Below are 12,984 nucleotides of genomic sequence, written 5' to 3' on the forward strand. Positions count from 1 at the left end.
ATAGTCGTATACGTTGCAGTGCTAATCTATATAGATTATTCCCACATAGATCGACACTGCAACTCTCATACATCGCAAGGAAATAGTCTTTATTGTTCATTATGGTCTCAACCCTAGAACTGATAATAAGGCATTTAGAAATACGTAAACTCTTCTTCCTCAAAGGGTGGTAGATAACCTATATATTTATCTCCGGAAAAGTCTTTGCACTCTACGTCAGCTAATAAATCGTCATTTTTAACAACATACACACCAGCGGTTTCGATATACTCTCGGCTTCCATCGTCAAGCCATTCACCACTGACCCCACTCGAGTAAACAATATATTTATATTTACCGTTAGCAAAGGTCAACTGGCCCCGACCACCGCCACTGTAACTGATACGGCTAAAATGAACGGCTGATTCGAGTTCTAATTCGATCTTATTTAATTGTCCAAAACGGTAAATCACCGTGCGTTCATTGGCTGAGCACACTGATATGCTTTTCACGCCAACACGACAGCTAAACGACGTCTTTTCACTGGGTAAACAAAGATTATCAGCAATTGCAACGGGACTACTTAACAGACCCAGGACACATAACATTAACTTTTTCATCAAAATTAACCAAGGTAGAGAGAACAATGCAGCAAAGCAAGTGTATATCAAAGACGATTTATAGCATGTTGAGTGAGCGTTTAGTGTAAGAGGGTGTAAGCGCTGGCAAGGCACAACCTAGTTATGTATCCATACTGCAATGGCATATAGAGAATGGCATTACATGGGTACATCTCCAAGCTCCTTAATTTCATACAGCTCAGATTCACCATGTACTAATATTGCTGCCGTTTTTGTCACTTGCTCAGCCTGAGTAGCTGACGCGATGTGGATCACCATGCTGTTATTTTTGAGAATGTTGGTGAATGTATCTTTGTTATCACCATTAGGTTTTTTTACCAAGCGATTCATCAAGACTTTTCTCGTGTTAACCACCAGCAGATTAACGAAGCGACAGTCACCATCACCACGCCTTGCCAAAACTTGGTCGTCAATTCTATATTCAGTATCATTGCCGCAAAGAATGTCGATAAGATCGGCGTGAAATACGACAACGTCGCCAAAAAAACCATATTCCCGCCGAGAATACCAATATTCCATAGCGCATAACCACTGCCCATGACTATGCCGGCAAGCAACAAATCAAACGTCGCCTCGGTAGTAAATTCCATCGCAGGTTCATTACTGATTAAATACTTGATCCACAGCGCTATCGCTGTACCAATAAAGAACCAAGTAATACCATTCATACCGTTAGCCAGTTTTTTGGTGATATTGCAATAAAATGCCCAAATAAAGGCACCAAAAAAAGCCATCGAATAACTCGTAGGATTAGTCGCGATATTACTACTTAGCTGACTAATGGAAATGCCCTCATCGCCACCGACCGTCCAGGCCACGCCAAAAAACGACAGCGCAATAGCAGGATACAATAATTTGTTCACTGGCTTATGGCTCATAAATACCGCCATTAGCACAGTCAACGAAGGCCATAGGTAATTAATCACTCCCATCTCTACCGCCTGGGTGCGATCGTTTGCCATTCCCAGTGCTAAAGACAAGCAAATTTCATAACTCACAAATAAACCACCACCAATCAGGAGATAGCGTGGAGGGAAAAGCTTCAGCTTAGGCGCGCCTAAAAATACCCACAAGAATACCGAACTGACAGTATAAATCATGGCAGCGCCACCAATCGGGCCTAACTGCTCTGCCACGTTACGAATAAGCCCTACAATAGTGCTCCACAATAAAATAGCTAAGCAGCCTGCGAGGGTAAATTTATGGGTGTTAATCAAGCGATAACCTTTTGCTTAGTAATCAATGAATCGTCATCGATTGCCGGGAGATAAATACCTCGAATACTATCAATATCAACAATATCAATCTGCTGCTCTGTTAAATATTCGGTTGCGTATTGACTGTATACGCCAGTCGTTAGGAACAAGTCAAATAATTCCTGATCTAGGTGTTTATCTTTTACCATATTAGCCATAATTTTTAGCGCTAAACTTAACGGTTTTGCCTCTTTGTACGGACGGTCCGATGCAGTTAACGCCTCAAACACATCTGCCACCGCAATAATACGACCTTGCAATGGGATCTCTTCTCCAGCTAATTCCAAAGGATAGCCTTTACCGTCAATACGTTCATGATGACTACCGGCAATAATCGGCACATTCTTTAAATGTTCAGGATATGGCAGTTGATCTAACATCATATAAGTTTGCACTATATGCTCATTAATATTGTAACGATCTTCCGCTGTTAACGTGCCCGCTTTAATACCTAGATTGTATAGCTCGCCGCGATTATATTGATATTCCGGCTGCTTAATCTTAAAGTCGCGCAGACCATTAACGGGTAATTTTTTCTTCTCATCCCAAGCATAAAAATGTTCAATTTTGTTAGTGAGAACAGTTTCAATAACGGGTAATGTTTGTGCTGTTTTTTTCACTTTTTCTTGGCGAGAAATACCAATATCATCCGGTAAGGTACGTAACCAAGTACGTTGCGCGAGTTTATCCAAACGTGCAATTTTATCATCCGCCATAAATTCACTGCCGAGATTACACTCTGCAACAAAAGCAAACTCACTTTCTAGTGTTCGCTGCAATTGCTCACAATGCATTCTTGCCTGTCGCTTATCAGCACCTTCAAGCACAGCTTCTAAATAACCTATTTCGGCATCCCGTTTCAGCACTTCATAGCGCATTCTTACTTCATGAATACGATCGTAGACAGTTTCTAATTTCGTCGATTTATCCATAATAAAGTCTGGTGTGGAGACTTTACCGCAGTCATGTAACCAAGCGGCCAGCAGCAATTCTTCCCATTGCTTCTTGTCCATCTTAAAGCCAGAAAACACGCCCTTATCCGCCACCATTTTTTCAGCCAACATTTGCGTTAACTCCGGCACTCGCTTGCAATGTTCACCGGTATAAGCAGATTTAACATCTACCGCGCTGGCAGTCATCATCGCAAAAGCATGAAATAAATTGGTTTGTGCTTCAGCTGTTTCTAAGTGTTCTAATACCAGCTCATTAAAACCAATAAACTCTTGTACAAATGCAAGTCGACCACGAATATCAGCATTCACTTTGTCGTTAAAGCAAATCAATAGCGCACCGGTATTTTGCTTGTTGCGATTAAACAACGGCATCATAAAACCAGCCTGGTGTTGCGTTGATAACCTTGTTATTTCACTTGAGTTCAACTCATATATCGATTGTTGAAAAGCAGCAGGGGTACTATCGAACAGTGCTTGTAAGTTCAGCTGGCCATAACCTCCAATTTTAGCCGCTAATGAAAACTCACCGCGAGACTGCAAGGAATTAGTAAACAACAAGCAATCATCTGATTTCAAAATATCTTGCACCTGCGATACCAATGACGATGACATCTCTTCTGGCGCGGTTGAACGTGCAACCTGCTTTAGGTTTTCAATAAAGTTAAATAGCACTGCTTCCATCATTAACATGGTTTCGTTTATTTGATCTATCTCTGTAATACCAGAGCTTTTATATGTGCGCCTTTTAAAACTAAAGCGCTGTATATCTTTCAATGATTTAGCCAGAAACGTCAACGGACGAACCACATGGCGAGTCGCAATGATCACAATCAATAGCGATAACACCACTACGGCTAAAGAGATCAACAATAAATCATTATAAAAATCATTGGAATCCGCTAACACCGATTCTAACGAAACGACATTAACCAGATATAGAATTTCATATTCACTCATCACCATTGGGGTAATGATTAACTGCCACTCTTGTCCTTGCCAGTCAATACGACGGCTTTCACCATCAGATCTATTCACATGACTTAAATTTGAAATAAACGCTTTTAATCCCAGATCCTGTAATACTATTTTTTTACTCGGATCATCTGCTTTAATGATTTGATTACTTGCTAATAGACTTTCTTTCGCCGTAAACAAGTATATTTTAGAATCCGCTGAATAGGCCATCTCAGCCATGACATCATCAAGTGAATCAAGTGTAAAATCAGCAGCTATAACACTGTTACCATCGAGTGAACGACGCGAAAAAGTAATACCAAAATGTTTGAAAAAATAAAAGTAATACGGTTCGGTGACATTAATATCGCCACCCTGCTCGGTTTCAATAAACCAAGGTCTAACCCGTGGATCATAGTTGTCGTTATCATAAAGAAACTCGGTAATGACCAACATATTTCGATCAAAGAAAATACGAGTTTGCTCGCCATTAAATTGATTATAATCGACCATGATCACTGAATGTTCAGGCGCGCTTAACCGCCCACGATCACTTGCATTATATAGGTCTCACCACAAAAGAGTTACCGTTTTCATCGCCAAAATACAATGTCGATAAATGTGGACTTTTAGCTAATATTTTCGCTAACGTTCCTAGCCAGACACGGTCTTTAACATCCAATTTAGAATGGACAAAATCGGTAAATGCTAAGGTATCAAGCAAGGTAGCCAAAGGTGTACCTAACAATCCAATCCGGCCAGTCAGCGCTTCAGCATGACTTGCCACTATATCTTCAGAAAGGCTGGTCGTGACTTCACGTGAATGATTAATGCTGACTCTAATTAGCGCTATGCTCAGCAATAAGATGATAGCGACACAAACCGCAGTGATAAACGCTCTAAAAGAGAGTGATTTTTTCATAATTAAATACTCAACAGTTGTAAATTCTGGTATTAAATAAGAATAAATCGCGCCTTAAAAAATGCCGTACACCTTAAGTGACGGCATTGCTCAATAACAAAACTAAATTGATTCGTTATCTCATAAAACAGAGTATGTTATAGGCGACTTTGCGCGACCTTAATTGCAGCTTCTAAATCAGGAATTGTCGTCAACTCAGGTACGCGCTGAAGATAAATAATCTGATTGTTCTTATCAACCACGATGATGCTACGTGTTAACAGACCAAGTTGCTTGATCAATGAACCCGTTTTTAGACCAAATTTATGATCTAAAGAATCCGATAAGTAAGTCACACCATCAAGGTCATGTTCCTTGATAAAGCGTTGTTGAGCAAAAGGTGTGTCAGCACTAAGTGCGTAAAATTCAATACCTTTCAACTCATCATGAGATTGCACATAATTTGAAAGATCGACGGCTTGCTGTACACATACAGGTGTATCTACCGACGTCAAAATACTATAAATTTTGATATTTTCACTTTCAGCACTGGTATCGTAAGACGTTAAGTCAGATGTCATCAACTGCACAGATGGCATAAATGCACCCACTTTCAGTGCATTACCCGTCAAATCAAACTTATTTTTTTGCTCTAGAGTTACAACTTGACCTGCACCAAAGCTCGCATTTTCTTTCGTTGTTTCAAACTGTGCAAAAGCACTCACCGAGACAATAGAAGATAATAATATCGCTATTTTTTTCATATTATTTACCTAAAACAGCAATAGCAGCTTCGTAGTTTGCTTCATCTGTTATCTCAGATACTAATTCACAATGAACCACTTTACCGTCTTCATTCAAAACGATAACAGCACGAGTCGCAAGTCCAGCAAGCGCGCCTTCATTAAGGTTAACACCATAATCTTCTGTGAACGTTGGCGAACGGAAGAAAGAAGCAGTTTTAACACCTTCGATACCTTCAGAACCACAAAAACGGCTTGTTGCAAACGGTAGATCAGCTGAAATACAAAGTACAGTTACATTGTTGATTCCCGCTGCTTTTTCATTAAAAGCACGTACGCTTGTAGCACAAACGGGTGTATCGATGCTTGGAAAAATGTTTAGCACAACCTGCTGACCTTTTAGGCTATCAAGGCTTAACTCGCTAAGATCTGCAGCACAAAGCGTGAAGCTTGGTGCAGCTTGACCAACTTGTGGAAAAGTACCTGATACTGAAACAGCAGTTCCTTGGAAAGTAATCGACATTGTAAACCTCATTATTATAATTTAATTAGCGCATTAAAATCTGCGCTATAATTTTTATTGATCTAGATCAACTTTTGAAGCCGACAATCTACCATAAAGATATTTATAGAAAAGCAAGTTAATGTAAGGGTGAGTCAGTTTACGTAAGCATTTGTAAACCTACGTAAATCGCCGAGCGTCAACTGAAGTACAGATACAGATACTTTTATTGCTCCAGAATAGAGCTACTCTGTTCCGACATAGCAAAATAAATACCTCGAATACTATCAATATCAACAACATCAATCTGCTGCTCTGTTAAATATTCGGTTGCGTATTGATTGTATACGCCAGTCGTTAAAAATAAGTCAAATAATTCCCGATCTAGGTGTTTATCTTTTACCATATTCGCCATAATTTTCAGCGCTAAACTTAACGGTTTTGCCTCTTTGTACGGACGGTCCGATGCAGTTAACGCCTCAAACACATCAGCCACCGCAATAATACGACCTTGCAATGGGATCTCTTCCCCAGCCAATTCCAATGGATAACCTTTACCGTCAATACGTTCATGATGACTACCGGCAATAATCGGCACATTCTTTAAATGCTCTGGGTATGGCAGTTGATCCAGCATCATATAAGTTTGCACTATATGCTCATTAATATTGTAACGATCTTCCGCTGTTAACGTGCCCGCTTTAATACCAAGATTGTATAACTCGCCGCGATTATATTGATATTCCGGCTGCTTAATCTTAAAGTCGCGTAGACCATTAACGGGTAGTTTCTTCTTCTCATCCCAAGCATACAAATGTTCAATTTTGTTAGTGAGAACAGTTTCAATTGCAGGTAATGTTTGCGCTATTTTTTTCATTTTTTCTTGGTGTGAAATACCAATATCATCCGGTAAGGTACGTAACCAAGTACGTTGCGCGAGTTTATCCAAACGTGCAATTTTATCATCCGCCATAAATTCACTGCCGAGATTACACTCTGCAACAAAAGCAAACTCACTTTCTAGTGTTCGCTGCAATTGCTCACAATGCATTCTTGCCTGTCGCTTATCAGCACCTTCAAGCACAGCTTCTAAATAACCTATTTCGGCATCCCGTTTCAGCACTTCATAGCGCATTCTTACTTCATGAATACGATCGTAGACAGTTTCTAATTTCGTCGATTTATCCATAATAAAGTCTGGTGTGGAGACTTTACCGCAGTCATGTAACCAAGCGGCCAGCAGCAATTCTTCCCATTGCTTCTTGTCCATCTTAAAGCCAGAAAACACGCCCTTATCCGCCACCATTTTTTCAGCCAACATTTGCGTTAACTCCGGCACTCGCTTGCAATGTTCACCGGTATAAGCAGATTTAACATCTACCGCGCTGGCAGTCATCATCACAAAAGCATGAAATAAATTGGTTTGTGCTTCAGCTGTTTCTAAGTGTTCTAATACCAGCTCATTAAAACCAATAAACTCTTGTACAAATGCAAGTCGACCACGAATATCAGCATTCACTTTGTCGTTAAAGCAAATCAATAGCGCACCGGTATTTTGCTTGTTGCGATTAAACAACGGCATCATAAAACCAGCCTGGTGTTGCGTTGATAGCCGTATCATTTCATTTTGACTTAGCTCATATATCGATTGTTGAAAAGCAGCTGGGGTACTATCGTACAGAGCTTGTAAATTCATCTGACCATAACCACCAATTTTAGCCGCTAATGAAAACTCACCGCGAGACTGCAAGGAATTAGTAAACAACAAGCAATCATCTGATTTTAAAATGTCTTGAACCTGCGATACCAAAGATAATGACATCTCTTCTGGCGCCGTTGATCGCGCAACCTGCTTTAGATTTTCGATAAAGTTAAAGAGTACTTCTTCCATCATCAACATGGTTTCGTTTATTTGATCTATCTCTGTAATACCAGAGCTTTTATATGTGCGCCTTTTAAAACTAAAGCGCTGTATATCTTTCAATGATTTAGCCAGAAACGTCAACGGACGAACCACATGGCGAGTCGCAATGATCACAATCAATAGCGATAACACCACTACGGCTAAAGAGATCAACAATAAATCATTATAAAAATCATTGGAATCCGCTAACACCGACTCTAACGAAACGACATTAACCAGATATAGAATTTCATATTCACTCATCACCATTGGGGTAATGATTAACTGCCACTCTTGTCCTTGCCAGTCAATACGACGGCTTTCACCATCAGATCTATTCACATGACTTAAATTTGAAATAAACGCTTTTAATCCCAGATCCTGTAATACTATTTTTTTACTCGGATCATCTGCTTTAATGATTTGATTGCTTGCTAATAGACTTTCTTTCGCCGTAAACAAGTATATTTTAGAATCCGCTGAATAGGCCATCTCAGCCATGACATCATCAAGTGAATCAAGTGTAAAATCAGCAGCTATAACACTGTTACCATCGAGTGAACGACGCGAAAAAGTAATACCAAAATGTTTGAAAAAATAAAAGTAATACGGTTCGGTGACATTAATATCGCCACCCTGCTCGGTTTCAATAAACCAAGGTCTAACCCGTGGATCATAGTTGTCGTTATCATAAAGAAACTCGGTAATGACCAACATATTTCGATCAAAGAAAATACGAGTTTGCTCGCCATTAAATTGATTATAATCGACCATGATCACTGAATGTTCAGGCGCGCTTAACCGCCCACGATCACTTGCATTATATATAGGTCTCACCACAAAAGAGTTACCGTTTTCATCGCCAAAATACAATGTCGATAAATGTGGACTTTTAGCTAATATTTTCGCTAACGTCCCTAGCCAGACACGGTCTTTAACATCCAATTTAGAATGGACAAAATCGGTAAATGCTAAGGTATCAAGCAAGGTAGCCAAAGGTGTACCTAACAATCCAATCCGGCCAGTCAGCGCTTCAGCATGACTTGCCACTATATCTTCAGAAAGGCTGGTCGTGACTTCACGTGAATGATTAATGCTGACTCTAATTAGCGCTATGCTCAGCAATAAGATGATAGCGACACAAACCGCAGTGATAAACGCTCTAAAAGAGAGTGATTTTTTCATAGCTAAACGCTCAATAATGGTAAATTAAAGGTATTAATAAGAAGGTTTTAATGTGAGCAATAAATCACTCACATTCATCAAGCGGTATTTTAAATCTTTACGGATAACGCATGTTAATTATCTAATAAAGGTGCCGTATTCGAACATACAGCACCTTTAATTAGCGATATTAGATAACAACTAACGACTAACGACTAACGACTAAGCAAGCCAGATAAATCCAACAAACGTAACAGCTGCCGCAATCAATGTATAAGGTAATTGCGTGATAGCATGGCTCATCAAATTACAATCTGAACCTTGCGCCGCTAATACCGTCGAGTCAGAATAAAAACAAGCCTGACTGCCAAATGCTGATGCCGATAATAGCGCGCCAATCACTAACGGAATATCCGCATTAAGTGCTTGCGCTAACGGCATTACAATTGGAATCGATACAGCAAAAATCCCCCAGCTAGACCCAGTGACAAACGCTAATATAGACATAGATAAAAATACCACAGCTGGTAATAATTTCGGTGTCATAAATGGCGTTAAATTCTCAATCACATATTGTGACAACTGTAATTGATCGCTCACATCTTTAAAGATAAAAGCAGCTATAACGGTACAAATCGCCGGTAACATCGATTTAAAACCATCAATCATTTGCTCCATCATTTCAGCTAATGGCATAATTTTTTGCACCGCATAAAACGGTAATGTAATCGCTAATGTTGCTAATAGCCCCATTAAAACATCAATATCAAAATACACAGTAAAGCCAACTAACAATAGAATCGGCACAACAAAGTTATATAATTTACCTGTGTCGTCAGCATGCTTAAATTCATCCTCAATGGCTTTAAGCGCATATTCATCCGAGGTTTGGATCTCTTCTAAATCAACTTGAGCCAAAGCTGGTACACCTTGCTCTGCAGCTAATTGCGCTTTTTTCATTGGTCCGAATACAGGTACGATACCGACAATCACTAATACCACCATGATCACCGAAAGCCACGCGTATAGCATATAAGGAATTGCTTCCATGTAGACTGCGATGCCCTGCCCTTCAGCAGCAATACCATTGTCGACAAGTAAACCACCGAAAAATACCGCCCATGTCGATAATGGTACTAACACACATATAGGTGCAGCGGTCGAATCAACAACATAAGCTAGCATTTCGCGAGAAACTTTAAACTTATCAGTCACGCGTTTCATCGTCGAACCAACCGTTAATGCATTTAAATAATCGTCGATAAAAATAGCGACGCCTAACAAAAATGTCATCAACAAAGACGATTTAGGCCCTTTGGCAAATTTCATCGCAAAGCGGCCAAATGCCATCGAACCACCCGTTTTCACGAGTAACGCAATGAGGGCACCAAACCCACCGCACACTAGAATAAGCCAACCGATAGTCTCATCTGTCATCACAGAGAGGGATATCGTAGAAAAACTGGTTAACGCACTAGTAGACTCAATTAACATGAGTCCGACAAATGAACCAATAACCAACGAAAGGATAGGACGTCGTAATACAACGGCTAACACCAAAACCACCACAGGTGGAATAAGACTTAAGGCTGTCGCTTCTGACATGCTTTAAGATCCTTCTAAAATAGAGCCAAAACGGCTAAGTAAATTAAAAGACTCAAATGGAACAGGTGTTTTTATCTGAGTTTAATGCTGCTTTACATGCGCAAAACACCAGCGGGTAGGAGGTTGCTGGCGCTTGTTTACACTGCTTGGGACAGGGTCGTGAAAACATCGAGCGGAATTTAATCCCGATTTGATTTTCTGTCAACAAAAATTATATAAATTTGTCAATTATATTATATCGTCTTTGATATTTTGAGGGGTATTACTGAGTTACTGAGACTAGTTTACATAGCGGGAAATCCCTCGCACCACAGCGGATGCGAGAAACATCAACTCATTATTAGCTACGGCTTGTAACTTCTAATAAATGATAACCGAATTGTGTTTTAACTGGACCTTGAACTGTGTTTACAGGTGCAGAGAATACCACTTTATCGAATTCTGGAACCATCATACCAGGACCAAACTTACCTAAATCACCGCCTTGAGCGCCTGATGGGCAATTTGAATGTTGCTTAGCAACTTCAGCAAAGTCAGTACCCGCTTCAATTTGCGCTTTAAGTTCATTACATTTTGCTTCGTCGTCTACCAAGATGTGTCGTGCTGTTGCTTGAGCCATGTTTTTTTCCTTTGTTTTACGAGGGAGTATAAATTTGAAATAAGTGTAAGGCAAAAGAATAAAAAAGGCGAGTAATGCTGAAGTTTGATCCGTAAAGCCGTGTTATTTCTGTTCAAACACGGCATAGAAATAAACGAATATCATCACCAACTTAACCACAAATAACATTTATCCACTAAAGCTTATCCGTCAATTGCTTAACGATATTGTCAGGTGCTACTTGCTTTAATTTACCGATACACTGCCTCGCTTGAACCTCATGTCCTTGCTCAACATAACTCTCGCACAAGGCATACAAGTACTGCGGTGAACCCGCATTATCATAGGCTTTTTGGAATAGTTTGATTGCTTGAGCAGGCTCAGCGGATTTAAGCATAACAGCCAACGTATACGGATAACGTCCATTACTTGGTGCATTATCGATTGCCAGTTGTATTTGACGCTGTGCTTGCTCACTTTCCTTCTGGCGATAATAAGTAAGACCCAGGGCATAATGTAAATGTCCCGCTTGCGGGTTAACCAGAATACCTTGCTTTAAGATCGCCACTTCTTGTACTTTAGCCGAATCTTTACGATACAGTTCACCCAGTTGTAAGTAACTTTCTCCTTCCTCTGGGAACTGCTCAATTAACGCTTTATAAGCGAGTTCAGCCTGTTCAGTTTGTTGCTGATAACGATATACATTTGCTAATGCTAACTGAGATTGAAAATCAGTCGCTATTTTCTTAAGCGCTGCGACGTACTGATCCACTGCGGGTTGTAAGTAAGCTTGTTGATTAATATTAAGCTCGCCCCACAACGAAACCAATACATTACCCGCTGCAACCTGAACGCGTTCATTATTGTCATTAACCAGCGGTGATACCACATCCCAGCGTGCTTTCACACTCCAAAAACGCACCGCTTCAATTGCCGCTAGCTTTAATTCTGCGTGTGGTGAACGACTCGCGCGAGCAACAGAAATAAAGGCGTTTGGCCCAGAGTATTGCCCCAGCGCTACAACAGCTTGAATCCGTAGCTCTATCGGTTGTTCATTATCTTGCGCTATACGAGAAAGACGTTCCTCTTCCTTTTCTTGGCTATCAATTGTACGAACTTGTGGCACTGCTGCCGTTACTTCTCTAGCAGTAGGATTCGATTGAGGCGCAGCTTGCACGCTTTGCCAAGTAAACAAGCTGACCAATAAATTAGCAGCGGTATAGGTTAATAATCTCATCGTTGAACCACACTTTTTCACTATTGTTGTTGTAAATTATCAGACTCAATTAACAGGGTTTGTAATAAATACAGCGTATCTGTCGTTGGTAATTCATGCGCGATTAACCATTGATTAACTGCTGGTAATAACTGTGCTTCGGTTAATTGCTCAACCGGTAACGCAGCATCAAGGTAATGAAGATTTACCAGGGCAATATTCAGCGATTGCCAGCTCGACTTTGGTGATTCTAGAAATATAAATTGAGGTAACAGGGTCATTTCAACCGTATCATAAAGGGCTTTAGCCGCTGTATAACGTTGCTTCACTTCTTCATACGGTTTTTGACAATCTTCTGATTTCGGCTTTTGCTGACAATAATTGAATTGCTCTGCAAATATCGTATAACGACGGCTCATTTCGCCATACGTCCTTTCAATTAAAGGCTGTAGCTGTGCTTTTGGGAATACCGCTGTGGCAAGTTCAGGCTGGTATTCTACCGCCATACTTTGCAAACTAAAAAGGCTCAACAACACCACTAAAGCTCTGTTATTTATATACTTCATTTT

Annotated in this window: 12 protein-coding genes; all 12 read right to left on the reverse strand. The window is 40.2% G+C overall.

All coding sequences use genetic code 11. The features are described from left to right. Positions 1–134: 134 nt before the first annotated feature. Positions 135–599 carry a hypothetical protein gene (locus tag FR932_RS10885; protein WP_019440651.1) on the reverse strand — a complete coding sequence of 155 codons (465 nt, stop codon included), beginning with the start codon at positions 597–599 and terminating at the stop codon, positions 135–137. A 159-nt stretch (positions 600–758) separates the two neighbouring features. After that, positions 759–950: a hypothetical protein gene (locus FR932_RS10890; protein WP_019440652.1), complete on the reverse strand. Its 192-nt coding sequence runs from the start codon at positions 948–950 to the stop codon at positions 759–761. Continuing rightward, positions 950–1,837, reverse strand: a complete 888-nt coding sequence (yddG, locus tag FR932_RS10895) for an aromatic amino acid DMT transporter YddG (RefSeq protein ID WP_019440653.1) — start codon at positions 1,835–1,837, stop codon at positions 950–952. Before yddG ends, FR932_RS10890 begins: the two co-directional genes overlap by 1 nt. Further along, a complete protein-coding gene (locus FR932_RS21800; RefSeq protein ID WP_280525745.1) occupies positions 1,834–4,296 on the reverse strand; it encodes an HD domain-containing phosphohydrolase in 2,463 nt (820 codons plus the stop codon). The genes yddG and FR932_RS21800 overlap by 4 nt, the downstream gene beginning before the upstream one ends. A gap of 46 nt (positions 4,297–4,342) precedes the next feature. Then, on the reverse strand, positions 4,343–4,705 hold the full coding sequence (locus tag FR932_RS21690; RefSeq protein ID WP_244963925.1) for a hypothetical protein: 363 nt from the start codon (positions 4,703–4,705) through the stop codon (positions 4,343–4,345). 137 nt (positions 4,706–4,842) lie between these two features. Beyond that, a complete protein-coding gene (locus FR932_RS10905; RefSeq protein WP_019443291.1) occupies positions 4,843–5,448 on the reverse strand; it encodes a peroxiredoxin in 606 nt (201 codons plus the stop codon). A gap of 1 nt (position 5,449) precedes the next feature. Beyond that, positions 5,450–5,950, reverse strand: a complete 501-nt coding sequence (tpx, locus tag FR932_RS10910) for a thiol peroxidase (protein ID WP_019443292.1) — start codon at positions 5,948–5,950, stop codon at positions 5,450–5,452. A gap of 205 nt (positions 5,951–6,155) precedes the next feature. Next, positions 6,156–9,017 carry an HD domain-containing phosphohydrolase gene (locus FR932_RS10915; protein ID WP_151676832.1) on the reverse strand — a complete coding sequence of 954 codons (2,862 nt, stop codon included), beginning with the start codon at positions 9,015–9,017 and terminating at the stop codon, positions 6,156–6,158. 201 nt (positions 9,018–9,218) lie between these two features. Further along, the gene (locus FR932_RS10920; RefSeq protein ID WP_019442636.1) at positions 9,219–10,601 is read right to left on the reverse strand and encodes a Na+/H+ antiporter NhaC family protein; all 1,383 of its coding nucleotides are present in this window, start codon (positions 10,599–10,601) and stop codon (positions 9,219–9,221) included. Positions 10,602–10,941: 340 nt separating this feature from the next. Beyond that, the gene (locus FR932_RS10925; RefSeq protein ID WP_019442637.1) at positions 10,942–11,220 is read right to left on the reverse strand and encodes a peptidylprolyl isomerase; all 279 of its coding nucleotides are present in this window, start codon (positions 11,218–11,220) and stop codon (positions 10,942–10,944) included. A 175-nt stretch (positions 11,221–11,395) separates the two neighbouring features. Further along, positions 11,396–12,436, reverse strand: coding sequence for a tetratricopeptide repeat protein (locus FR932_RS10930; protein WP_019442638.1), 1,041 nt, complete (start codon positions 12,434–12,436; stop codon positions 11,396–11,398). Between the two features lie 20 nt (positions 12,437–12,456). After that, a complete protein-coding gene (locus FR932_RS10935; protein WP_019442639.1) occupies positions 12,457–12,981 on the reverse strand; it encodes a hypothetical protein in 525 nt (174 codons plus the stop codon). Positions 12,982–12,984 lie beyond the last annotated feature (3 nt).

It is taken from the genome of Moritella marina ATCC 15381 (genome assembly GCF_008931805.1).
Taxonomy (GTDB): Bacteria; Pseudomonadota; Gammaproteobacteria; order Enterobacterales; family Moritellaceae; genus Moritella; species Moritella marina.